General features: G+C 51.7%; 15 protein-coding genes and 5 pseudogenes. 14 read left to right on the forward strand and 6 right to left on the reverse strand.

Going from position 1 to position 23,665, the window contains the following annotated elements:
• Nucleotides 1-203: 203 nt before the first annotated feature.
• The 6 genes and pseudogenes from ccoN to recC all read left to right on the forward strand — a co-directional run bounded on the left by ccoN (nt 204) and on the right by recC (nt 8,727).
• Nucleotides 204-1,637, forward strand: a complete 1,434-nt coding sequence (gene ccoN / locus IUJ45_RS08855) for a cytochrome-c oxidase, cbb3-type subunit I (RefSeq protein ID WP_002216619.1) — start codon at nt 204-206, stop codon at nt 1,635-1,637.
• 26 nt (nt 1,638-1,663) lie between these two features.
• Nucleotides 1,664-2,275, forward strand: coding sequence for a cytochrome-c oxidase, cbb3-type subunit II (ccoO, locus tag IUJ45_RS08860; protein ID WP_002212596.1), 612 nt, complete (start codon nt 1,664-1,666; stop codon nt 2,273-2,275).
• Between the two features lie 4 nt (nt 2,276-2,279).
• A complete protein-coding gene (locus IUJ45_RS08865) occupies nt 2,280-2,450 on the forward strand; it encodes a CcoQ/FixQ family Cbb3-type cytochrome c oxidase assembly chaperone (protein ID WP_002212597.1) in 171 nt (56 codons plus the stop codon).
• A 23-nt stretch (nt 2,451-2,473) separates the two neighbouring features.
• Nucleotides 2,474-3,805 (forward strand): annotated as a pseudogene (ccoP, locus tag IUJ45_RS11250) (cytochrome-c oxidase, cbb3-type subunit III).
• A 201-nt stretch (nt 3,806-4,006) separates the two neighbouring features.
• Nucleotides 4,007-5,416 carry a PepSY-associated TM helix domain-containing protein gene (locus IUJ45_RS08880; RefSeq protein ID WP_002247044.1) on the forward strand — a complete coding sequence of 470 codons (1,410 nt, stop codon included), beginning with the start codon at nt 4,007-4,009 and terminating at the stop codon, nt 5,414-5,416.
• A 101-nt stretch (nt 5,417-5,517) separates the two neighbouring features.
• Nucleotides 5,518-8,727 carry an exodeoxyribonuclease V subunit gamma gene (recC, locus tag IUJ45_RS08885; protein WP_002249441.1) on the forward strand — a complete coding sequence of 1,070 codons (3,210 nt, stop codon included), beginning with the start codon at nt 5,518-5,520 and terminating at the stop codon, nt 8,725-8,727.
• Nucleotides 8,728-8,796: 69 nt separating this feature from the next.
• On the opposite strand, the gene mtrF is transcribed toward recC, so the two are convergent.
• Nucleotides 8,797-10,365 carry an AbgT family antimetabolite efflux transporter MtrF gene (gene mtrF / locus IUJ45_RS08890; RefSeq protein ID WP_082308688.1) on the reverse strand — a complete coding sequence of 523 codons (1,569 nt, stop codon included), beginning with the start codon at nt 10,363-10,365 and terminating at the stop codon, nt 8,797-8,799.
• A 333-nt stretch (nt 10,366-10,698) separates the two neighbouring features.
• Between mtrF and IUJ45_RS08895 the strand changes: the two genes are divergently transcribed.
• Complete coding sequence (locus tag IUJ45_RS08895) at nt 10,699-10,911, forward strand: hypothetical protein (RefSeq protein WP_002236739.1); 213 nt, start codon at nt 10,699-10,701, stop codon at nt 10,909-10,911.
• Nucleotides 10,912-11,189: 278 nt separating this feature from the next.
• Here the strand turns inward: IUJ45_RS08895 and mtrR are convergent, their stop codons facing one another.
• Nucleotides 11,190-11,822: a multidrug efflux system transcriptional repressor MtrR gene (gene mtrR, locus IUJ45_RS08900; protein WP_002216625.1), complete on the reverse strand. Its 633-nt coding sequence runs from the start codon at nt 11,820-11,822 to the stop codon at nt 11,190-11,192.
• An 89-nt stretch (nt 11,823-11,911) separates the two neighbouring features.
• Between mtrR and IUJ45_RS08905 the strand changes: the two genes are divergently transcribed.
• The 4 genes from IUJ45_RS08905 to mtrE all read left to right on the forward strand — a co-directional run bounded on the left by IUJ45_RS08905 (nt 11,912) and on the right by mtrE (nt 18,137).
• Nucleotides 11,912-12,070 carry a hypothetical protein gene (locus tag IUJ45_RS08905; protein WP_162051245.1) on the forward strand — a complete coding sequence of 53 codons (159 nt, stop codon included), beginning with the start codon at nt 11,912-11,914 and terminating at the stop codon, nt 12,068-12,070.
• A gap of 155 nt (nt 12,071-12,225) precedes the next feature.
• Nucleotides 12,226-13,464 (forward strand): multidrug efflux RND transporter periplasmic adaptor subunit MtrC, encoded by a 1,239-nt coding sequence (gene mtrC, locus IUJ45_RS08910; protein WP_002237304.1) that lies wholly within the window; start codon nt 12,226-12,228, stop codon nt 13,462-13,464.
• Nucleotides 13,465-13,475: 11 nt separating this feature from the next.
• Nucleotides 13,476-16,679: a multidrug efflux RND transporter permease subunit MtrD gene (gene mtrD / locus IUJ45_RS08915; RefSeq protein ID WP_082308689.1), complete on the forward strand. Its 3,204-nt coding sequence runs from the start codon at nt 13,476-13,478 to the stop codon at nt 16,677-16,679.
• A 54-nt stretch (nt 16,680-16,733) separates the two neighbouring features.
• Entirely contained in the window at nt 16,734-18,137 is a 1,404-nt protein-coding gene (mtrE, locus tag IUJ45_RS08920; protein ID WP_002237303.1) for a multidrug efflux transporter outer membrane subunit MtrE, read from the forward strand.
• Nucleotides 18,138-18,338: 201 nt separating this feature from the next.
• Here mtrE and IUJ45_RS08925 read toward each other — a convergent pair.
• Together IUJ45_RS08925 and IUJ45_RS08930 are read right to left on the reverse strand one after the other, a co-directional pair.
• A pseudogene (locus tag IUJ45_RS08925) lies at nt 18,339-18,536 on the reverse strand (hypothetical protein); the annotation flags it as partial.
• A pseudogene (locus IUJ45_RS08930) lies at nt 18,536-18,742 on the reverse strand (L-lactate permease); the annotation flags it as partial. The pseudogenes IUJ45_RS08930 and IUJ45_RS08925, both read right to left, overlap by 1 nt.
• A gap of 502 nt (nt 18,743-19,244) precedes the next feature.
• On the opposite strand from IUJ45_RS08930, the pseudogene IUJ45_RS08935 reads away from it, so the two are divergent.
• A pseudogene (locus IUJ45_RS08935) lies at nt 19,245-20,025 on the forward strand (FadR/GntR family transcriptional regulator).
• A gap of 79 nt (nt 20,026-20,104) precedes the next feature.
• Here the strand turns inward: IUJ45_RS08935 and IUJ45_RS08940 are convergent.
• Both IUJ45_RS08940 and gdhA read right to left on the reverse strand, forming a co-directional pair.
• Complete coding sequence (locus tag IUJ45_RS08940; RefSeq protein WP_143726587.1) at nt 20,105-20,287, reverse strand: hypothetical protein; 183 nt, start codon at nt 20,285-20,287, stop codon at nt 20,105-20,107.
• A 26-nt stretch (nt 20,288-20,313) separates the two neighbouring features.
• A complete protein-coding gene (gdhA, locus tag IUJ45_RS08945) occupies nt 20,314-21,648 on the reverse strand; it encodes an NADP-specific glutamate dehydrogenase (protein ID WP_105182968.1) in 1,335 nt (444 codons plus the stop codon).
• A 422-nt stretch (nt 21,649-22,070) separates the two neighbouring features.
• Here gdhA and IUJ45_RS08950 point away from each other — a divergent pair, with 422 nt between their 5' ends.
• A complete protein-coding gene (locus tag IUJ45_RS08950; RefSeq protein WP_002246380.1) occupies nt 22,071-22,865 on the forward strand; it encodes a thymidylate synthase in 795 nt (264 codons plus the stop codon).
• 8 nt (nt 22,866-22,873) lie between these two features.
• Nucleotides 22,874-23,470, forward strand: a pseudogene (locus IUJ45_RS08955) (FAD:protein FMN transferase); the annotation flags it as partial.
• Between the last annotated feature and the right edge of the window lie 195 nt (nt 23,471-23,665).

The raw sequence follows: 23,665 nt of genomic DNA on the forward strand, positions 1-23,665 counted from the left end.
TTTATTATAACAATATGATTTATATGTAATAAAAAACAGATTAAGCAAAGGGCTCGCCGGCGGCGCGAATGTAATTCCGCTTGGCGTAATAAGGCAGATATGTTAAATTTAGAAAAAATTACGCTTGCCCGGATTGCACCTTAAACAGGCTGCGGAAGCGGCAGGATAAAAATCTTTATTCCCATAAATTCATGGAGACTCTCATGGACACACAAACTTACAACTACAAAGTGGTGCGCCAGTTCGCCATCATGACTGTAGTTTGGGGGATTGTGGGTATGTTGGTCGGCGTTATCGTCGCCGCCCAGCTTTTTGCTCCTGCCCTCGACTTGTCTAATATCGGACCTTGGTTCCACTTCGGCCGCCTGCGTCCGCTGCACACCAATGCGGTTATTTTCGCATTTGGCGGTTGCGGCCTGATCGGCACATCATACTACGTTGTCCAACGTACTTGTAATACCCGTCTTTTCGGCGGTTGGCTGCCGGCATTTACCTTTTGGGGCTGGCAGGCGGTAATCGTTGCCGCCGTCGTCAGCTTCCCTATGGGTTGGACCCAAGGTAAGGAATATGCCGAACTGGAATGGCCGATCGATATTCTGATTACTTTGGTTTGGGTGGCTTACGCCATCGTATTCTTCGGTACGATTGCCAAACGTAAGATTAAACATATTTACGTTGCCAACTGGTTCTACGGCGGCTTTATTTTGGCGGTCGCACTTTTACACATCGTCAACAATATCAGCATCCCGGCCGGTTTGATGAAGTCATACCCCGTCTATTCCGGTGCGATTGATGCTATGGTTCAATGGTGGTACGGGCATAACGCCGTGGGCTTCTTCCTGACTGCCGGCTTCTTGGGTATGATGTACTATTTCGTACCCAAACAAGCAGCCCGCCCCGTTTACTCCTACCGCCTGTCCGTCGTTCACTTCTGGGCGTTGATTTTCACCTATATGTGGGCGGGTCCGCACCATCTTCACTACACTGCGCTGCCTGACTGGACGCAATCTTTGGGTATGGTTCTGTCTTTGATTCTGTTCGCACCCTCTTGGGGCGGTATGATTAACGGCATCATGACCTTGTCCGGCGCGTGGGACAAACTGCGTACAGACCCGATTCTTAAATTCCTGATTGTATCCTTGTCCTTCTACGGTATGTCTACCTTTGAAGGCCCGATGATGTCGATTAAAACGGTCAATGCATTGAGCCACTATACGGACTGGACCGTCGCGCACGTTCATGCGGGTGCGTTGGGCTGGGTAGGCTTTGTAACCATCGGTTCCGTCTATTACATGATTCCCCGTCTGTTCGGCAAAGAACAGATGCACAGCACCAAGCTGGTAGAAGCACATTTTTGGATTGCGACCATCGGCGTGGTTCTGTATATCGCTGCCATGTGGATTGCCGGTGTGATGCAGGGTTTGATGTGGAGTTCTTTGAACGATGACGGTACGCTGACCTACTCGTTTGTCGAATCCGTAAAACGCACCATGCCTTACTACGTGATCCGTTTTGCAGGTGGTTTATTGTATCTGAGTGGTATGTGCATTATGGCGTACAACGTGTACCGCACAGCCATCGGTGGTAAAGCAGTCGATGCCGAAATCCCTGCGGTTTCCCAAACACAGCACCACTAAAATACTAAGAAAGATAGGCTACCAAAATGAAATTACAACAATTGGCTGAAGAAAAAATCGGCGTTCTGATTGTGTTCACGCTGCTTGTAGTCAGTGTCGGTCTGTTGATTGAAGTTGTGCCCTTGGCCTTTACCAAGGCGGCAACACAGCCGGCGCCGGGCGTGAAGCCTTACAATGCCCTGCAGGTTGCCGGACGCGATATTTACATCCGTGAGGGCTGTTACAACTGCCACTCGCAAATGATTCGTCCGTTCCGTGCGGAAACCGAGCGTTACGGTCATTACTCTGTTGCCGGAGAGTCGGTTTACGACCATCCGTTCCAATGGGGTTCCAAACGTACCGGTCCTGATTTGGCACGTGTGGGCGGTCGCTATTCCGACGAATGGCACCGTATCCACCTGCTGAATCCCCGTGATGTCGTGCCTGAGTCCAATATGCCGGCATTCCCGTGGCTTGCACGCAATAAAGTCGATGTCGATGCAACCGTTGCCAACATGAAGGCTTTGCGTAAAGTAGGTACTCCTTACAGTGATGAGGAAATTGCGAAAGCGCCTGAGGCTTTGGCAAACAAATCCGAGCTGGATGCTGTAGTCGCCTATCTGCAAGGATTGGGTCTGGCTTTGAAAAACGTAAGGTAACATCATGGATATTAACGGTATTCGTGCTCTCTTCACGGTATGGATCTTTATCTGTTTCCTGTTGGTACTCTATATCGTCTTCAACAGGCGGAATAAGAAAAACTACGATAATGCCGCAAACAGCATTTTTGATGAAAACCAAGATGCGCAAGATAAGAAAAGCGAAAACCGTTAATATTGTGATAACGGAGCAAAACAATGAACACAACATCCCAATTTACCAGTAATTTCTGGAATATATATATTGCAGTTATTGTCTTACTGAGCTTTATCGCTTTGGCTTGGCTGCTGCTGTCTCAAAATGTTGTCAAACGTCCGAAGAAGGGCGAAGAAGTACAAACTACGGGTCATGAGTGGGACGGCATTGCCGAATACGACAATCCGCTGCCCCGCTGGTGGTTTTGGCTGTGTGTTTTGACGTGGCTGTTCGGTATCGGTTATCTGGTTATGTATCCGGGTGTCGGCGACTACAAAGGTCTGCTGAAATGGACCAGCCATAACCAATATGAAAAAGAGGTCAAAAAAGCCGATGAGCAATACGGCAAACTGTATGCCAAGTTTGCGGATATGCCGATTGAAAAAGTGGCAAAAGACCCTCAAGCCAAGCAAATCGCCCAAAACCTGTTTAACACTTATTGTATCCAGTGCCACGGCTCTGATGCTAAAGGCTCTAAAGGTTTTCCGAATCTGACCGATAGCGATTGGTTGTGGGGCGGTGATCCCGATAAAATCCACGAGACCATCGAAAAAGGCCGTGTTGCGACTATGCCTGCCTGGGGTCCTGCTTTGGGCGAAGAAGGCGTGAAAGACGTTGCCCATTATGTGATGTCCCTTTCAAAACCCGAAGGTCAGTATGATGAGGAACGTGCCGCGCGCGGACAAGCCTTGTTCAGCGGTCCGCCTGCCAACTGTTTCACTTGCCACGGCGATAAGGGACAAGGTATCCAAGGTTTGGGTCCGAACCTGACTGATGACGTGTGGTTGTGGGGCGGTACGCAAAAATCCATTATCGAAACCATTACCAACGGTCGCAGCAGCCAAATGCCCGCTTGGGGACATTTCTTGGATAAAGACAAACTGCATATTATGACTGCTTATGTATGGGGTCTTTCCGATAAAGACGGTAAAGCTCCGGTGAAAAAAGCCGAGCCTGCACCGACTCCCGCACCGGCGGCAGAACCCGCAGCCTCTGCTCCTGCAGAAGCAGTACAAGCCGCGTCCGAAGCCAAACCTGCCGCAGCAGAACCTAAAGCCGAGGAAAAAGCCGCACCTGCTGCCAAAGCGGACGGCAAATAGGTTTATGAAACCGTTTGTGCCGCCTGCCATGGCAATGCAATTCCGGGTATTCCCCATGTAGGCATCAAAGCCGATTGGGCCGACCGCATCAAAAAAGGCAAGGACACGTTGCACAAACACGCGATCGAAGGTTTCAATACGATGCCCGCAAAAGGCGGTCGCGGCGATTTGAGCGATGATGAGGTTAAAGCTGCGGTTGACTATATGGTCAACCAGTCAGGCGGCAAATTCTAACTTGACTGAGTTTCCGATATTATCGGTTATGAAAATCCAGATTCAGTATTGAATCTGGATTTTTTGTTTTAACGGGCATCCGGTTTTAAACGCAGACTGCCTATTTGTTGTAATGAATTTTGACTTTAGTCATAAAGAATTAGTCTTTATTGTTTATAATCGCGCATCATCACGATAGCCCTATTTTCAAAAGGACGATTAATGGATACACAAATCAAAACTGAAGCCGGTCAGCAGAATAACCGGCGTTATCTGACCGTTTGGCGGTGGCATTTTTATGCCGGTCTGCTGGTTATGCCTTTTCTTACCCTGCTTGCCGTTACGGGTTTGGGTATGCTGCTGTTTGCCAATATTACCGGTAAGGAGGGCGAGCGGATTCATGTTGTGCCGCAGGCAACGGTACAACCTCTGTCTGTTCAGGCGGAAGCGGCACGCAGTGCCGTTAATCCGGAAACTTCGTCCGTCGTTCAGTATATTGCGCCGCGTGCCGATGATATGGTTGCCGTGTTCCGTGTCAACAATGAGGGTAAGGCAACGATGGTCGCGGTCGATCCTTATACGGCAAAAGTGGTCAGTACCATGCCGCGCAATCAGGGTTGGTATTACGCGATGGATGAAATCCACAGCGATATGATGCTCGGTTCGACAGGTGATTATCTTTTGGAAACGGCTGCATCGCTGACGATTATCATGATAATCAGCGGTTTGTACCTTTGGTGGGTGAAACGGCGCGGCATCAAGGCGATGCTGCTGCCGCCAAAAGGCAGGGCGCGTTCTTGGTGGCGGAATCTGCACGGCGCGTTTGGAACTTGGGTGTCGTTGATTTTACTGTTGTTCTGCCTGTCGGGTATTGCTTGGGCAGGTATTTGGGGCGGCAAGTTCGTGCAGGCTTGGAGTCAGTTCCCGGCAGGCAAATGGGGTGTCGAACCGAACCCTGTTTCAGTCGTGCCGACCCACGGCGAGGTATTGAATGACGGCAAGGTTAAGGAAGTGCCGTGGGTTTTGGAGCTTACGCCTATGCCTGTTTCAGGGACGACTGTGGGCAAAGACGGTATTAACCCTGACGAGCCGATGACATTGGAAACCGTCGACCGTTTTGCGCGGGAAATCGGTTTCAAAGGGCGTTATCAGCTGAATTTGCCCAAAGGCGAGGACGGCGTATGGACTTTGTCGCAGGATTCTATGAGTTACGACATGATCAGCCCGTTTGCTGACCGCACGGTGCATATCGACCAGTACAGCGGCAAGATTCTTGCCGACATCCGTTTTGACGATTACAACCCGTTCGGCAAATTTATGGCGGCAAGCATTGCGCTGCATATGGGGACTTTGGGCTGGTGGAGCGTGTTGGCGAACGTTTTGTTCTGCCTTGCCGTGATTTTTATCGGCATCAGCGGCTGCGTGATGTGGTGGAAACGCCGTCCGTCCGGCGCGGTGGGCATGGTTCCGCCGGCGCAAAAAATCAAGCTGCCCGTCTGGTGGGCAATGGCGGTGCCGCTGCTGCTGATTGCATTGCTTTTCCCGACCGCGTTGCTTGCCATTGCCGTGATTTGGCTGTTGGATACGCTGCTGTTGTCGCGGATTCCTGTTTTGAGGAGATGGTTTAAATGACCAAATGCCGTCTGAAAGGTTCAGACGGCATTTTGTTTGAAGGCGGACGGGGGAAAGGCTATATAATCCCGAATACTTGACCACAGCTTCTGTTTGAAATCATGTTTTATCTGTATCAATCCAACCGTCTTGAAACGCTGGCGGCATTGTTTGCCCGCATTCAAAAAGTCAAACCGCTGAAATCGGCTTTACAGCCCGAACAGATTATTGTGCAGAGTCAGGGGATGCGCCGCTATCTCAATACCTGCCTCGCCCGCGATTTGGGCGTGGCGGCGAATTTGTCGTTCAGCCTGCCCGCCGGCCTGACGTGGAAGCTGATGAAAAAACTGATTCCCGGTATTCCGGAACTCAGCCCGTTTGCACCCGAAGTCATGCGCTGGCGGCTGCTGGATTTGTTCCGCAGTGAAGCATTCCGGAATACGGCAGAATTTGAAGATGTGAGGAATGTGCTGCAAGACTATCTGGGCAGCGGCGAATCGGCAGATTACCAGCTTGCGGGACAGCTTGCGGACATATTCGACCAATACCTCGTGTACCGTCCTCAGTGGATAGACGCTTGGCAGCAGGGCAGGCGGCTCGGTTTGGGCGACGACGAAATCTGGCAGTCCAAACTGTGGCGTTACCTCGACGATGGCAGGCAGAGCGCGCCGCACCGTGTCGCGTTGTGGGAAAAGCTGCTTGCCGCGTTGGACAAGGATAAGCTGCCCGAGCGTTATTTCGTGTTCGGCATTTCCACGATGGCGCCGATGTATCTTCAGCTTTTGCACAAGCTGTCCGAACATTGCGATGTGTTCGTGTTCGCACTCAATCCGAGCGGGATGTATTGGGGCAACGTCATCGAAGCGGCGCAAATCCTCAAAGGCGGCGGCGATCCCGATTTAACTCAGGCAGGGCATCCGCTGCTCGCCTCATTGGGCAAGCAGGGGCGCGACTTTTTCGACTTTTTGAACGAAATGGAAATAGAAGGCGAAACGCCGGTATTTGAAGAAGGCGGACGCGATACGCTTTTGCACGCCCTGCAAACCGATATTCAAAACCTGAAAATGCCGTCTGAAAATGTGGGAAGCGTCAACACGGGCGACGGCTCGATACGCATCGTCTCCGCACACAGCCCCTTGCGCGAATTGCAGATACTCAAAGACAAGCTGTTGAAAATTCTGCATGAACATCCCGATTGGCAGCCGCATGATATCGCCGTATTAACCCCGAACATCGAATCCTATACGCCTTTTATCGAAGCCGTGTTCGGACAGGCGCAGCCCGGCGCGCAGGCATTGCCGTATTCCGTTTCGGACGTGAAAATCAGCCGCCGACAACCGCTGTTTCATGCTTTGTCATGCCTGTTCGACTTGCTGGAAAGCCGATTTGAAGTCGACAAAGTGCTCGCGCTTTTGGAAATCGCGCCCGTGTTGCGCCGTTTCGGACTGACTGAGGACGATTTGCCGCTTTTGCACGACATGGTTGCCGATTTGAACGTCCGCTGGGGTTTGGACGGAGAAATGCGCGGCGGCACGGATCAGCTGTTCACCTGGAAGCAGGCGGTAGAACGCATGATATTGGGCTGGATGCTGCCCGAAGGCGGCAACCCGATGTGGCAGGATGTCAGCGCGTGGTATGCCGACGTGAACCAAACCGCCCTGTTCGGACGTTTTGCCGCCCTCCTCGAAACCCTGTCGGATATTGTACGGATATGGCGGCAGCCCGCAACGATCGGCGAATGGGTGGCGCGTTGCCGGGATTTGCTTGAAACATTGTTCCAAGCTGAAGCCGATGACCAAAAGTCAGTCCAAAACCTTGAAAACGAATGGGTCAAATGGCAGGCGGAAACAGAATTGGCGCAATTTTCCGGACAGTTGCCGCAACAAACCGTCATCCGCCATATCCGACGTTTCCTCGACAGCGAAAGCGAGGCAGGCTTTTTACGCGGCGGCATCACCTTTTGCAGTATGGTGCCGATGCGGAGCCTGCCGTTCAAAGTCATCTGCCTGTTGGGTTTGAACGACGGAGATTTTCCCCGCAATACCAAAGCCGCCGTATTCGACCTGATTGCCAAACATCCCGCCAAAGGCGACCGCGCCCGCCGCGATGACGACCGCTACCTCTTCCTCGAAGCCCTCATCAGCGCGCGCGAAATCCTGTACCTGTCCTACATCGGGCGCGACATCCGCAAAGACGAAGAGCTTGCTCCGTCTTCGCTGTTGGGTGAACTCATCGATACCGTTGCCGCTATGGCGGGCATCGGTAGCCGCCAACTTGCACAAAACCTGATAGAACAGCATCCGCTGCAAGCCTTCTCGCGCCGATATTTCCAAGAAGGCGGACGTTCAGACGGCATATTCGGCACGCGTACCGACTACGCCACTGCGCTCGGACAAACGCCCGAACCGCCGCAACCCTTTTTCGACCAACCCGTAGAAAACGCCGAACCTGTTGCCGAAATCGGACAGGACGAATTTATCCGTTTCTGGCGCAACCCCGTCAAAGTATGGCTTCAGCAGCAGCTTGCGTGGAGCGAACCCCATATCGGCGAAGCCTGGGAGCCTGCCGAACCCTTCGAGCCGCAACACGCCGATCAAATCGCCGAAACCTACATCGAAGCACGGCGCGAAGGACGGGATTTTGCCCAAACCGCCGCCCGCATCGGGGCGGAAAGCCTCCTGCCGTCGGGAGAGTTGGGCAGACTTTGGCAGCAGAACTTCCAAACTGCTGCCAAACAAATCGACACGGCGGTTTTAAACAGCCCCAAACTGCCACCGCTTTCATATGCCATACCGTCGGACGGGCAAATCCTGAAAGGCAGCTTGGGCAATCTGTACCGCTGCGGACAAGTGTTTTACGCCTACGGCAAACCCAACGCGCCGCAACGTATCGCTTTTCTGCTGGAACACCTGATATTTTGCGCCGTTATGCCGTCTGAAGCCGAAACGCGGCAAACCTTTATCGTCCAATCCGGAGAAACCGAAATATTGGCGGAAATCGCGCAAGACAGGGCATTGCAGCTATTGTCGGAATGGATGGCGTTTTTCAATATCGGGCAAAACCGCCCGCTGCCGTTTTTTGCCAAGACCTCGCTTGCCGCTGCCGAAGCGTTTGCCCAAAAACAAGATTGGGAAGCCGCCCTGAAAAAAGCCCAAACCGCCTATTACGGCAACAAAGTCAGCAAAGGGCAGAAAGACTATACCGAAGTCGCCCTCGTGTTCGGCAACGCAAGCCAAAACCCACTCGAACAACCCCTGTTTGAAAACCTCGCCCGCCTGCTTGCCGACACGCTTGCCGCAGCGGAAAAAAGGGAAGGGGCCGGAGCAGCCTGACGGGATGGAAAGGCAAATGCCGTCTGAAAACAGCAAAAAGGTTTTCAGACGGCATTTTGTTTATCGTGTTTAAGGTGCGGGATACAAAGTGGGTGCGCCGGGACCGACGGGCAGGCCCAAAACAAATACCCAAATGCAGAATAAGGCAATCCATGCAATTAAGAAGAAAGCGGAATACGGCAACATCATAGAAATCAGCGTACCCACGCCCGCATCTTTTTTGTATTTGATCACCGTCGCCATAATCAGCCCGAAATAACTCATCATCGGCGTAATAATATTGGTAACGGAATCACCGATGCGGTAAGCGGCTTGAATGACTTCGGGCGCGTAGCCGGCCAACATCAGCATAGGGACGAAAATCGGCGCAGTTACCGCCCATTGCGCGGAGGCGGAGCCTATCATCAGATTGATAAAAGCACAAATTAAAATAAAACCGATAAACAACACGCTGCCGCCCAAGCCGACTTCTTTTAAGAACGTCGCCCCTTTAACGGCAATATATTGCCCAATATTCGTCCAATTAAAAAATGCGACAAATTGTGCGGCAAAAAAGATGATGACCAAATAAAGCCCCAGAGTACTCATCGATTCGGCCATCGCATTAACGACTTCCTGTTCGCCGCGCAAACTTCGGGTTACCCGGCCATAAACAATGCCCGGCAGCGCAAACAACAAGAAAATAAAAACAACAATCGATTTTAAAAACGGCGAACCGGAAACCAATCCTGTTTCAGGATGACGCAAAATACCGTCGGCAGGGACGATGCTCCAAGCCAATAGGGCGGATAAGGCAACAAACACCACGCCAGCCCAAATTAATCCTTTATATTCCAAAGGCGTGATTTCATTGGAATGCCGAATGTCTTTTTCTTCTTGTGACAAATCTGATTGATAAGGGCCCAATTGCGGTTCGACGATTTTTTCAGTAACAAAATAACCAATCAAAGCAATCACAAACGTACTGGCTACCATAAAAAACCAGTTGGCTTCAGGGCCTACGACGTAGTCGGGATGGATGATTTGCGCCGCCTGTTGGGTGATGCCTGCCAAGAGCGAATCGATTGTGCCTAAGAACAGATTGGCCGAATAACCGCCCGAAACGCCGGCGAAAGCCGCAGCCAGACCGGCAAGCGGATGGCGGCCGAGGGAATGAAAGATGATGGCGGACAAAGGGATTAGGACGACATAGCCCAATTCAGAAGCGGTATTAGATAAAATCCCTGTAAAAACAACCATAAAAGTAGTGAGTTTGCGTGGAGATTTTGTGAGCAATAAGCGCATTAATGCGGAAATCAAGCCCGATTTTTCCGCAATCCCCACGCCCAATAAAGAAACCAACACCGTTCCCAACGGCGCGAAACCGGTGAAATTTTTAACGGTATGCGTCAGGATTTTGATCAAACCGTCAGCATCGAGCAGGCTGACAACGTGAATCAAACCGTCATCGGCACGTCCTTTCGCACCAACAGGGCGCGGATCGGGGACGGATAGTCCGAAATACGCACCGGCGGCAGAGGCAATCAGCAATAACACAATGAAAATAATAAAAAGCGTAACCGGGTGCGGCAACATATTGCCCAGCCATTCGACTGTGCGTAAAAATCGTCCGTCCCGTTGCGTATCGGTTTGACTCATCTGCTTCTCCTTAAAAAAAATATATTGAGTGCATTAAATTTTTGAATGTAACATGAAGTGTTTTGTAAGCAAACTAAAATAATCGTATATGTATATAACCGTAATAGATTAAAACAGAAAATGCCCACATCGTTATTCTCATAAAGGCGGTAATCCGAAAACTTGACGTTAAAGCCTTATCAGGAATGACTGGAACTCAACAAAGCGGTTTCCCGCTTTCGCGGAAATGGCGGGATTTTCGGTTTTTGTTTGCAAAAATGCCGGAGAAAAATGCAGTTTACATTTTGAATGGTATTGTTATTAATTGTAAATAAATATTGGAAGGTAAATGATATGAAAAATGAAATTCAAAAAATTATGGACAAATATGATCCATGGCATGAAGATGATTTTGAGTCGTATGAAGACATTGCCAAAGATGTATCGTTGATGACAGATAAAACGTTCATTGAACATTATTTGTTAGAAGTTTATTCAGAAGAAAACGGACATTTTGACCAAGAGAATGTCCATGCAATGATAGAAGAAATTAAAAATGCAATTTAGTGAATATGAGACCTTTGCAAAAATAGTCTGTTAACGAAATTTGACGCATAAAAATGCGCCAAAAAATTTTCAATTGCCTAAAACCTTCCTAATATTGAGCAAAAAGTAGGAAAAATCAGAAAAGTTTTGCATTTTGAAAATGAGATTGAGCATAAAATTTTAGTAACCTATGTTATTGCAAAGGTCTCAATATGTATTTTTAGAAGAAGGCTTTGTGTCATTTTGATGCCGTCTGAAAGGGTTTGTTCGTTTCAGACGGCATTGTTACCAAGGCTTGATTATTTCCGGCGCAGGTCGGGATGGTTTTCCAAGTTGTCCATCATTATCCCGATGATGCGCGGGGCGGTTTTGCCCAAATCGAAACGTTCGCAGGAAGAGAACCACCGCCAAATCAGCCCGTCCAAGGTTGATTTGATGAAGATGACCGCTGTTTCCTTGTCCAAATCGTCAGCCAAATCCTGATTTTCCACCGCTTCGGTCAAAACGGCGGTAATTTTCTCGCGCCAGATTGCCTGATGCTTGCGGGCAATGGCGATAACGGCGGCGTTTTGCTCCGTGTGTTCGCATTTTAAAAACAGGATGTTGTGGAATTTGTAGTAGATGTCGTTGCTTTGCAGCCGCTCGAAAAAGTGCAGCAGCGTGTGGCGGAATACCGCCCAAGACCCTCCTTCGGCATCTTCGGCATCTTGCGCGATGCAGTTTTCGATGTCGTCGCAGATACGTTGGAACAGCGCGTCGAACAAGTCTTCCTTATTTTTGAAATGCCAATAGAGCGCGCCGCGCGTTACGCCGGCGGCTTGGGCGATTTCGTTGAGCGAGGTGCGCGCAATCCCTTTGCGGTAAAAGGTTTCCAAGGCGGCAAGCATCAGGTGTTCTTTGGTTTTCAAGGCTTCGGTTTTGGTTTTTCTCATAATGGCGTTTTCGTTTCGGGTCGGTTTGATGAGGGCGGATTATAAAAAAGACTTTGTAACCATGCAATCGTGTATGTATAATGAAACCCATGAAATTGAGACTACATCTCAACTTTGAAAACAGGCATAACCTGCTTTGCAACCCGTTCGAACATTCGGGTATCAAAGCAGGCGGTTTTTATATCCTGAAATATAGTGGATTAACAAAAATCAGGACAAGGCGACGAAGCCGCAGACAGTACAAATAGTACGGAACCGATTCACTTGGTGCTTCAGCACCTTAGAGAATCGTTCTCTTTGAGCTAAGGCGAGGCAACGCTGTACTGGTTTTTGTTAATCCACTATAAGAATGCCTGTTGATTGGCAAAACCCTTTACATCAAACCAGACAGATAGGATAAATAATGGCTTTTTATGCTTTTAAGGCGATGCGTGCGGCCGCGTTGGCTGCCGCCGTTGCATTGGTACTGTCGTCTTGCGGTAAAGGCGGAGACGCGGCGCAGGGCGGGCAGCCTGCTGGTCGGGAAGCACCGGCGCCCGTCGTCGGTGTTGTAACCGTCCATCCGCAAACCGTCGCGTTGACCGTCGAGTTGCCGGGGCGTTTGGAATCGCTGCGTACCGCCGATGTCCGCGCCCAAGTCGGCGGCATCATCCAAAAACGCCTGTTCCAAGAAGGCAGTTATGTCCGTGCCGAACAGCCGCTGTATCAGATCGACAGTTCCACTTATGAAGCAGGTCTGGAAAGCGCGCGCGCGCAACTGGCAACGGCTCAGGCAACGCTTGCCAAAGCGGATGCGGATTTGGCGCGATACAAGCCTTTGGTTGCCGCCGAAGCCGTCAGCCGGCAGGAATACGATGCTGCGGTAACGGCGAAACGTTCTGCCGAGGCAGGTGTCAAAGCAGCACAGGCGGCGATCAAATCTGCCGGCATCAATCTGAACCGTTCGCGCATTACCGCGCCGATTTCCGGCTTTATCGGTCAGTCCAAAGTTTCCGAAGGTACGCTGTTGAATGCGGGCGATACGACCGTGCTGGCAACCATCCGCCAAACCAATCCGATGTATGTGAACGTTACCCAGTCTGCATCCGAAGTGATGAAATTGCGCCGTCAGATAGCCGAAGGCAAACTGCTGGCGGCGGATGGTGTGATTGCGGTCGGCATCAAATTTGACGACGGCACAGTTTACCCTGAAAAAGGCCGTCTGCTGTTTGCCGATCCGACCGTCAACGAATCGACCGGTCAGATTACCCTGCGCGCCGCCGTACCGAACGATCAGAATATCCTGATGCCCGGCCTGTATGTGCGCGTGCTGATGGACCAAGTGGCGGTGGATAACGCATTCATCGTGCCGCAGCAGGCGGTAACGCGCGGTGCGAAAGATACCGTGATGATTGTGAATGCCCAAGGCGGTATGGAACCCCGCGAGGTAACGGTCGCGCAACAGCAGGGTACGAATTGGATTGTTACGTCGGGTCTGAAGGACGGGGACAAGGTGGTTGTGGAAGGCATCAGTATCGCCGGTATAACGGGTGCGAAAAAGGTAACGCCCAAAGAATGGGCGCCGTCTGAAAACCAAGCCGCCGCGCCTCAAGCTGACGTTCAGACGGCATCTGAAGCCAAAACTGCTTCTGAAGCGGAATAAGGAAGGCATCGATGGCTAAATTTTTTATCGACCGCCCTATTTTTGCGTGGGTTATTTCGATTTTCATTATTGCGGCGGGTATTTTCGGCATCAAAAGCCTGCCTGTTTCGCAATATCCGTCCGTCGCCGCCCCGACCATTACTTTGCACGCCACTTATCCGGGTGCGTCCGCGCAGGTAATGGAAGACAGCGTGCTTTCCGTGATCGAGCGGAATATGAACGGCGTGGAAGGTTTGGATTATATGTCCACTTCCGCCGATTCGAGCGGCAGCGGCAGCGTGAGCCTGACCTTTACGCCCGATACCGACGAGAATCTGGCGCAGGTGGAAGTGCAGAACAAGCTTTCCGAAGTATTGAGCACGCTGCCGGCAACCGTCCAGCAATACGGCGTAACCGTATCCAAGGCGCGTTCCAATTTCCTGATGATTGTGATGCTTTCGTCGGATGTGCAGTCAACCGAAGAGATGAACGACTACGCGCAGCGTAATATCGTTCCCGAGTTGCAGCGTATCGAAGGCGTGGGGCAGGTACGCCTGTTCGGCGCGCAACGCGCGATGCGGATTTGGGTTGATCCTAAGAAACTGCAAAACTACAATTTGTCGTTTGCCGATGTTGGCAGCGCGCTGTCCGCCCAGAACGTCCAGATTTCAGCGGGTTCTATCGGTTCGCTTCCCGCCGTTCGCGGACAGACGGTTACGGCTACCGTAACGGCGCAAGGGCAGTTGGGTACGGCCGAAGAATTCGGCAACGTCATTCTCCGCGCCAATACCGACGGTTCTAATGTTTACCTGAAGGATGTGGCAAGGGTCGGACTGGGTATGGAAGACTATTCTTCCTCAACCCGTCTGAACGGTGTAAATACCACCGGTATGGCGGTGATGCTGTCCAACAGCGGCAATGCGATGGCGACGGCAAAGGCGGTTAAAGAACGCATGGCGACGTTGGAAAAATACTTTCCTCAGGGTATGAGCTGGAAAACCCCTTACGATACTTCCAAATTCGTCGAAATTTCGATTGAAAAAGTGATTCACACTTTAATCGAAGCGATGGTGTTGGTGTTTGTCGTAATGTATCTCTTCCTGCAAAACATCCGTTATACGCTGATTCCGACCATCGTCGTACCGATTTCGCTGTTGGGCGGTTTCGCCTTCATCTCTTATATGGGCATGTCGATTAACGTACTGACCATGTTTGCGATGGTTTTGGTCATCGGCATCGTGGTCGATGACGCGATTGTGGTGGTTGAAAACGTCGAGCGCATTATGGCGGATGAAGGCTTGCCGCCCAAAGAAGCGACCAAAAAAGCGATGGGTCAGATTTCGGGTGCGGTCATCGGTATTACCGCCGTTCTGATTTCCGTGTTCGTACCGTTGGCGATGTTCAGCGGGGCGACGGGCAATATTTACAAACAGTTTGCCCTGACGATGGCGTCATCAATCGCATTCTCCGCCTTCCTTGCGCTGACCCTTACCCCTGCTTTGTGTGCCACAATGTTGAAGACAATCCCGAAAGGGCATCACGAAGAGAAAAAAGGTTTCTTCGGCTGGTTTAACAAGAAATTCAATAGTTGGACGCACGGTTACGAAGGCCGGGTTGCCAAAGTGCTGCGTAAGACTTTCCGCATGATGGTTGTCTATATCGGCTTGGCGGTTGTGGGCGTGTTCCTGTTTATGCGCCTGCCGACTTCATTCCTGCCGACCGAAGACCAAGGCTTCGTCATGGTCAGCGTGCAACTGCCTGCAGGAGCGACCCAAGAGCGCACCAATGCGACTTTGGCGCAAGTTACCCAACTGGCGAAAAGCATTCCTGAAATAGAAAACATCATTACCGTTTCCGGCTTCAGCTTTTCGGGCAGCGGTCAGAATATGGCGATGGGTTTTGCCATATTGAAAGATTGGAACGAGCGTACCGCGCCCGGCAGCGATGCCGTTGCGATTGCCGGCAAGCTGACGGGTATGATGATGGGGACGCTTAAAGACGGTTTTGGCATCGCCGTCGTCCCGCCTCCGATTCTGGAGTTGGGCAATGGTTCGGGCCTGAGCATCAACCTGCAAGACCGCAATAATACCGGCCATACCGCATTGCTGGCGAAGCGCAACGAGTTGATTCAGAAAATGCGTGCCAGCGGTTTGTTTGACCCCAGCACCGTCCGTGCTGGCGGTTTGGAAGACTCGCCGCAGTTGAAAATCGACATCAACCGTGCCGCCGCGGCGGCGCAAGGCATTTCGTTTGCCGACATCCGCACCGCATTGGCAAGCGCGCTGAGTTCGTCTTATGTCAGCGACTTCCCGAACCAAGGCCGTCTGCAACGCGTGATGGTGCAGGCCGACGAGGATGCCCGTATGCAGCCTGCCGATATTTTGAACCTGACCGTGCCGAACAAATCCGGCGTCGCCGTACCGCTTTCCACCATTGCTACTGTTTCTTGGGAAAACGGTACGGAACAGAGCGTACGCTTCAACGGTTATCCTTCGATGAAGCTGTCCGCTTCGCCTGCAACCGGCGTTTCCACCGGGCAGGCTATGGCGGCGGTTCAAAAAATGGTTGACGAATTGGGCGGCGGTTACAGCCTGGAGTGGGGCGGACAGTCGCGCGAAGAGGCAAAAGGCGGCTCGCAAACCCTGATTTTGTACGGTTTGGCGGTTGCAGCCGTATTTTTGGTACTTGCCGCGCTTTATGAAAGCTGGTCGATTCCGCTGGCGGTCATCCTTGTGATTCCGTTGGGTTTGATCGGTGCGGCTGCGGGCGTAACCGGGCGCAACCTGTTTGAAGGACTGTTGGGCAGCGTTCCCTCGTTCGCCAACGACATCTACTTTCAAGTCGGTTTCGTTACCGTGATGGGTTTGAGTGCGAAAAACGCGATTTTGATTATCGAGTTTGCCAAAGACCTTCAAGCGCAAGGGAAAAGCGCGGTTGAAGCCGCTTTGGAAGCAGCCCGCCTGCGTTTCCGTCCGATTATCATGACCTCGTTCGCCTTTATTTTGGGCGTGGTTCCCCTGTATATTGCCGGCGGTGCAAGTTCTGCCAGCCAGCGCGCCATTGGTACAACCGTATTCTGGGGGGTGCTCATCGGCACGCTCTTGTCCGTGTTCCTTGTTCCGCTTTTCTATGTGGTGGTGCGCAAATTCTTCAAAGAAACCGCGCACGAACACGAAATGGCAGTAAAACACGCCGCCGAAGCGGGCATTACCGGTTCGGACGACAGCCAACATTAAGCAACCATGCCGTCTGAACGCCCACGGGTTTTCAGACGGCATCAGGACTTTTTTATGGATACTACATTGAAAACCACCTTGACTTCTGTTGCAGCAGCCTTCGCATTATCCGCCTGCACCATGATTCCCCAATACGAGCAGCCCAAAGTCGAAGTTGCCGAAACGTTCAAAAACGATACCGCCGACAGCGGCATCCGTGCGGTCGATTTGGGTTGGCATGACTATTTTGCCGACCCGCGCCTGCAAAAGCTGATCGACATCGCACTCGAGCGCAATACCAGTTTGCGTACCGCCGTATTGAACAGCGAAATCTACCGCAAACAATACATGATTGAGCGCAACAACCTCCTGCCCACGCTTGCCGCCAATGCGAACGACTCGCGCCAAGGCAGCTTGAGCGGCGGCAATGTAAGCAGCAGCTACAAAGTCGGACTGGGTGCGGCATCTTACGAACTCGATCTGTTCGGGCGTGTACGCAGCAGCAGCGAGGCGGCACTGCAAGGCTATTTCGCCAGCACCGCCAACCGCGATGCGGCACATTTGAGCCTGATTGCCACCGTTGCCAAAGCCTATTTCAACGAACGTTATGCCGAAGAAGCGATGTCTTTGGCGCAACGTGTTTTGAAAACGCGCGAGGAAACCTACAAGCTGTCCGAATTACGTTACAAGGCAGGCGTGATTTCCGCCGTCGCCCTACGTCAGCAGGAAGCCCTAATCGAATCTGCCAAAGCCGATTATGCCCATGCCGCGCGCAGCCGCGAACAGGCGCGCAATGCCTTGGCAACCCTGATTAACCAACCGATACCCGACGACCTGCCCGCCGGTTTGCCGTTGGACAAGCAGTTTTTTGTTGAGAAGCTGCCGGCCGGTTTGAGTTCCGAAGTATTGCTCGACCGTCCCGATATCCGTGCTGCCGAACACGCGCTCAAACAGGCAAACGCCAATATCGGTGCGGCACGCGCCGCCTTTTTCCCATCCATCCGCCTGACCGGAAGCGTCGATACGCATTCTGCCGAATTGGGCGGGCTGTTCAAAAGCGGCACCGGCGTTTGGTTGTTCGCACCTTCCATTACCCTGCCGATTTTTACCTGGGGTACGAACAAGGCGAACCTCGATGTAGCCAAGCTGCGCCAACAGGCACAAATCGTTGCCTATGAAGCCGCCGTCCAATCCGCATTTCAAGACGTGGCAAACGCATTGACCGCGCGCGAGCAGTTGGATAAAGCCTATGACGCTTTAAGCAAACAAAGCCGCGCCTCTAAAGAAGCGTTGCGTTTGGTCGGTCTGCGTTACAAACACGGCGTATCCGGCGCGCTCGACTTGCTCGATGCGGAACGCAGCAGCTATTCGGCGGAAGGTGCGGCTTTGTCGGCACAACTGACCCGCGCCGAAAACCTTGCCGATTTGTACAAGGCACTCGGCGGCGGATTGAAACGGGATACCCAAACCGACAAATAACCGGTCGGGCAATAAAATGCCGTCTGAAACGATAAGGTTTCAGACGGCATTTCTTTCTTTATAGTGGATTAACAAAAACCAGTACGGCGTTGCCTCGCCTTAGCTCAAAGAGAACGATTCTCTAAGGTGCTGAAGCACCAAGTGAATCGGTTCTGTACTATTTGTACTGTCTGCGGCTTCGTCGCCTTGTCCTGATTTTTGTTAATCCACTATATGTTTGACGGTTGCGGTCAGGCTGCGCGGCGTGCCGTAAACGTGAATGTCGGGCATGGTGCGGTAGCGTTTGTTGAACACGTTTTCAAAGTCCAAACCGATGCGTGTGGATTTTCCGATTTTGTAATGCGCGGTCAAATCCAGCGTGGCGTAGGGGCGTTGGGTCAGTGCGGCTGCGGCGGCAGGGAAGAAACCGCCATACTCGCCGGCATCCCGAAGCCGAATACGGCAACGGCAAGCGCAATCAGCAGCGTATAAAGCCCCGCCTGATAGCCTTTCAGCTTCAGGACGGTCAGCGCGGCAAAGAAAAAGACGATGGGTAAGAGTGCGGCGGCGGCAGTCAGATACAGGCTGCCGCCGATTGCCGTGTAGTTTTGAACCCAAGTTTCCATAATTGAACATCTCCGAAAATATTTTTCTAATCGTCGGCAATAGTGGTCAAACCAATTAAAGCAACGTTGCATTACTTTACGAAACTTTAATATTTAGGTCAATATATTTTTGGGCGGTTCGGCAGATTTGAATCGGAGCTTTCGTTTAAATCCTGTCAAAACAAATATTTGCATGAACAAAAATTGTAGTTTGGTGTAGTTTTTTCTTGTGTTTCGGGGGCGGTGCGAGGTAAATGCCGTTGACGGCGGGAACGGCGTGTCATTAGAATCCGCCCTGATTGGTCAGTCCAATTTGATGTTTGATGTATAGTGGATGAACAAAAACCAGTACGGCGTTGCCTCGCCTTAGCTCAAAGAGAACGATTCTCTAAGGTGCTGAAGCACCAAGTGAATCGGTTCCGTACTATTTGTACTGTCTGCGGCTTCGCCGCCTTGTCCTGATTTTTGTTAATCCACTATATTTCGGAAGGGTTCGGCAGGGAATCTTTATAAAGGAGGAGTGATGAAACTGGTAAGGCCTCAGAAAATCAGCGATCAGGTATTGTCGGTATTGGAAGGCCGCATCGTGGAAGGGGTTTACGCGGAAGGGGGCAAGATTCCGCCCGAACGCGTTTTGGCGGAAGAGTTCGGCGTGTCCCGCCCGTCGGTCAGGTCGGCATTGAATGTTTTGGTCGCCCGTCAGGTTTTGGAAGCGAGGCAGGGAGACGGTTATTATGTTTCGGTCAAGCCGCAGCAGGATTTTTTTGCAAAGTTGGCAGGAGCTTTTGGGCAAGCATTCCAATTGGGAACAGGATGTTTTTGATTTCAGCTGCCACATCGAGGGCTGTATGGCGGCATTGGCGGCAGAACGCCGGACGGATGCCGATTTGAAGCGGATTGGGTTTTGGCTTGAAAAGTTTGAGGAGGCGTGCGAAAGCGGCAATCTGGAACATCAGAGCGAAGCCGATGTCAGCTTCCATCAGACGATTGCGGATGCGGCGCACAATTTGTTGTTCAGCCATTTGTCGGGCGGTTTGTTGAAAATGCTGTACCGGCAGACGCGCAGCAGCCTTATTTATCTGAATCAGGAAGAAGATCCGCGTCCGAAACTGATGGCGCAGCACCGCGTGCTGTATGAGGCGATATCGAACCGTCGGCCGGGCGAGGCTTCGGAGGCGGCAAAGGCACATTTGAATTATGTGGCAAGCAGCATCATGAAAGACAGGGAATATCAGAGCCGTAACCGCCACGCGGATACTTTGGCGCAAAACGATTTGAAGCGCGTGCAGGATTGGGAGGTATGAATACCGTTTAGACGGTCTGGCATATTCGGATGTATCGGTATAGTGAACTAAATTTAAACCAGTACGTCGTTGCCTCGCCTTAGCTCAAAGAGAACGATTCTCTAAGGTGCTGAAGCACCAAGTGAATCGGTTCCGTACTATTTGTACTGTCTGCGGCTCGCCGCCTTGTCCTGATTTTTGTTAATTCACTATAAGTATCACCCGATTCGAACGGGCGGATAATGAAATGCCGTCTGAACAGCATTTGCGGTTCGGACGGCATTTTGTTTGCGGAGCGGCGGTGTTTGCTTAGAAGCCTTGCGCCAGCATCGCATCGGCAACTTTGACGAAACCGGCAATGTTCGCACCATTGACGTAGTTTACTGTGTCGCCGACTTTGCCGTATTTCAGACAGGATTCGTGGATGCTTTGCATGATGCCGAACAGGCGTTGGTCGACTTCTTCACGAGTCCAAGACAGGCGGATGGCGTCTTGGCTCATTTCCAAACCTGAAGTTGCTACGCCGCCGGCGTTGGAGGCTTTGCCCGGGGCGTAGAGGATGCCGGCTTTGATAAATTGCTCGACCGCGCCCAAAGTCGACGGCATATTCGCACCTTCGGCAACGACGTAGCAGCCGTTTGCCAACAGGGTTTTGGCGGCTTCTTCGTCCAATTCGTTCTGGGTCGCGCAGGGCAGGGCGATTTCGGCGGCGACGCCCCACGGTTTTTGGTTTTCAAAGTATTGCAGACCTTGCTCTTTGGCGTAGGTGGCAACCCGTTCGCGGCGGACTTCTTTCAATTCGATCAAGGCGGCGAGTTGCGCTTCGCTCATACCGCTGTCGGGGAAGAGGACGAAGCCGTTGGAGTCGGAAACGGTCAGCACTTTCGCGCCCAGTTGGATGGCTTTTTCGGCGGCGTATTGCGCCACGTTGCCGGAACCGGAAATCAGGACGCGTTTGCCTTCAAAACTATCGTTGCGGGTTTGCAGCATCGCTTGGGCGAAATAGACGCAGCCGTAGCCGGTCGCTTCGGGACGGATGAGGCTGCCGCCCCATTCCAAACCTTTGCCGGTCAGGACGGAAGAAAACTCGTTGCGGATTTTTTTGTATTGTCCGAACAGGTAGCCGATTTCGCGCCCGCCTACGCCGATGTCGCCGGCCGGAACATCGGTGTCCGCGCCGATGTGGCGGTAGAGTTCGGTCATAAAGGCTTGGCAGAAGCGCATTACTTCGGCATCGGATTTGCCTTTGGGGTCGAAGTCGGAACCGCCTTTGCCGCCGCCCATAGGCAGGGTGGTCAAGGCGTTTTTGAACACTTGTTCAAAAGCGAGGAATTTCAATACGCCCAAATCGACGGTCGGATGGAAGCGCAGGCCGCCTTTGTAAGGACCGATGGCGGAACTCATTTGCACGCGGTAGCCCCGGTTGACTTGGACTTGCCCTTTATCGTCCTGCCAGGTTACGCGGAACATCACGACGCGTTCGGGTTCGACGATGCGTTCCAGCAGGCTTTGCTGGGTGTATTTCGGATTTTTTGCCAAAAACGGATCGAGACTCATGAAGACTTCTTCAACCGCCTGATGGAACGGCTCCTGATTGGGATTGCGTTGTTTGAGGTTGGCAAACAGGGTGTTCAGGTCAGTCATTCGGATACTCCTTTTGGTTGATAGTGTACTAATGGGAAAACAAATTTGTAGGTGGGAATATAAACCTATTTTTTTCTGATGCCAAGCCCGATTTGGCAAAAATTGTTGACATTATTTTTTCCATGTTTTCGATGTTTGATGTTTGTTGCCGATAATTAATCAATAATCATAAATTAATTTCGTAAATAAAAATATTATTGAAATTTTATTCTAAGTAATTAAACTAGATTTTTTGATTCCAATCAAGGTAATTTTGTTTTCCCACCGGGTTTTACTGTGGAAAAGGACTGAAATTGCCAACAATCCTGCCTGCCCGTATCTGCGTTTTTATCGTCCGGCGGGGCGGCGTGTGCGTTTGTCCGGACTCGGGCGTTGGCCGGAAATGTTACAATATGCGCCGTTTAATTTGATGAAAGACTGCTATGAAAGCCTATTTGGACTTGATGCGCCACGTCCTCGACAACGGTACGGACAAATCAGACCGCACCGGTACGGGCACGCGCTCCGTATTCGGTTATCAGATGCGTTTTGACTTGGGCAAAGGTTTTCCGCTGCTGACGACCAAAAAGCTGCATTTGCGCTCGATTATCCACGAGCTGCTTTGGTTTCTCAAAGGCGATACCAATATCAAATACCTAAAGGACAACAATGTTTCCATTTGGGACGAGTGGGCGGACGAAAACGGCGACTTAGGCCCGGTTTACGGCTACCAGTGGCGTAACTGGCCCGCGCCCGACGGCAGGCATATCGACCAAATCGCCAATGTGCTGGAACAAATTAAGAAAAACCCCGATTCGCGCCGCCTGATTGTATCGGCGTGGAATCCGGCTTTGGTCGATGAAATGGCCTTGCCGCCCTGCCACGCGCTGTTTCAGTTTTACGTTGCCGACGGCAAACTGTCCTGCCAGCTTTACCAGCGCAGCGCGGATATTTTCCTCGGTGTGCCGTTTAATATTGCCAGCTACGCATTGTTGACCATGATGATGGCGCAAGTGTGCGGATTGGAGGCGGGCGAGTTTGTCCATACGTTTGGCGACGCGCACCTGTACCGCAACCATTTCGAGCAGGCCGCATTGCAGTTGGAACGCGAACCGCGCGCCTTGCCTGTGATGAAAATCAATCCTGAAGTCAAAGATTTGTTTGCCTTCAAATTTGAAGATTTTGAGTTGGAAGGCTACGATCCGCATCCGCACATCAAGGCGGCAGTGTCGGTTTAGGAGGCGGTATGGGCAGGCATTTCGGGCGCAGGCGTTTTTTGACAGTTGCCGCCGTTGCGGCGGCGGGCGCGGCGGTTTCTTTCCTGCCGAATCCTTTTGCCGCCGATGATGAAAAACGCAATAAAGATGAAAAACGCAATGAAAATGTGTTTTTCTGGAAAGGTGTCGCACTGGGTTCCGGTGCGGAGCTCCGTCTGTTCGGTGTGGACGACAGGCGTGCGGCGGATTTGGTCAACAAGGTTTTGGCGGAAGTGGCGCGTTTGGAAAAAATGTTCAGCCTTTACCGTGAAGACAGCCTGATCAGCCGTCTGAACCGTGACGGTTATTTGACTTCGCCGCCGGCGGATTTTTTGGAACTGTTGAGCCTGTGCCGTGATATTCACGCGCTGACGGAAGGCGCGTTCGATCCGACAGTGCAGGCGTTGTGGAAACTGTATGCCGATTATTTTGCCGCTCATCCCGATGCGGAAACGCCGCCGCCTCAAAACAGCGTGGATGAAGCCCTGAAACGGGTCGGCTTCGGCAAAGTCTCGTTTGACGACCGTGAAATCCGTTTTGCCGAAAAGGGTATGGGTTTGTCCTTGAACGGCATCGCGCAAGGCTATAGTGGATTAACAAAAACCAGTACGGCGTTGCCTCGCCTTAGCTCAAAGAGAACGATTCTCTAAGGTGCTCAAGCACCAAGTGAATCGGTTCCGTACTATTTGTACTGTCTGCGGCTTCGTCGCCTTGTCCTGATTTTTGTTAATCCACTATACTTTGAACGAAATAGGCTGAACCTGAAGCAAAAATGCCGTCTG

The sequence above is a fragment of the Neisseria meningitidis genome, assembly GCF_022869645.1.
GTDB lineage: Bacteria > Pseudomonadota > Gammaproteobacteria > Burkholderiales > Neisseriaceae > Neisseria > Neisseria meningitidis.

What these genes read in the sequence shown, in the direction of transcription:
- ccoN (WP_002216619.1), top strand. Translation starts at nt 204, where the DNA reads ATGGACACACAAACTTACAACTACAAAGTGGTGCGCCAGTTCGCCATC.
- ccoO (WP_002212596.1), top strand. Translation starts at nt 1,664, where the DNA reads ATGAAATTACAACAATTGGCTGAAGAAAAAATCGGCGTTCTGATTGTG.
- IUJ45_RS08865 (WP_002212597.1), top strand. Translation starts at nt 2,280, where the DNA reads ATGGATATTAACGGTATTCGTGCTCTCTTCACGGTATGGATCTTTATC.
- IUJ45_RS08880 (WP_002247044.1), top strand. Translation starts at nt 4,007, where the DNA reads ATGGATACACAAATCAAAACTGAAGCCGGTCAGCAGAATAACCGGCGT.
- recC (WP_002249441.1), top strand. Translation starts at nt 5,518, where the DNA reads ATGTTTTATCTGTATCAATCCAACCGTCTTGAAACGCTGGCGGCATTG.
- mtrF (WP_082308688.1), bottom strand. Translation starts at nt 10,365, where the DNA reads ATGAGTCAAACCGATACGCAACGGGACGGACGATTTTTACGCACAGTC.
- IUJ45_RS08895 (WP_002236739.1), top strand. Translation starts at nt 10,699, where the DNA reads ATGAAAAATGAAATTCAAAAAATTATGGACAAATATGATCCATGGCAT.
- mtrR (WP_002216625.1), bottom strand. Translation starts at nt 11,822, where the DNA reads ATGAGAAAAACCAAAACCGAAGCCTTGAAAACCAAAGAACACCTGATG.
- IUJ45_RS08905 (WP_162051245.1), top strand. Translation starts at nt 11,912, where the DNA reads ATGAAATTGAGACTACATCTCAACTTTGAAAACAGGCATAACCTGCTT.
- mtrC (WP_002237304.1), top strand. Translation starts at nt 12,226, where the DNA reads ATGGCTTTTTATGCTTTTAAGGCGATGCGTGCGGCCGCGTTGGCTGCC.
- mtrD (WP_082308689.1), top strand. Translation starts at nt 13,476, where the DNA reads ATGGCTAAATTTTTTATCGACCGCCCTATTTTTGCGTGGGTTATTTCG.
- mtrE (WP_002237303.1), top strand. Translation starts at nt 16,734, where the DNA reads ATGGATACTACATTGAAAACCACCTTGACTTCTGTTGCAGCAGCCTTC.
- IUJ45_RS08940 (WP_143726587.1), bottom strand. Translation starts at nt 20,287, where the DNA reads ATGCCGTCCGAACCGCAAATGCTGTTCAGACGGCATTTCATTATCCGC.
- gdhA (WP_105182968.1), bottom strand. Translation starts at nt 21,648, where the DNA reads ATGACTGACCTGAACACCCTGTTTGCCAACCTCAAACAACGCAATCCC.
- IUJ45_RS08950 (WP_002246380.1), top strand. Translation starts at nt 22,071, where the DNA reads ATGAAAGCCTATTTGGACTTGATGCGCCACGTCCTCGACAACGGTACG.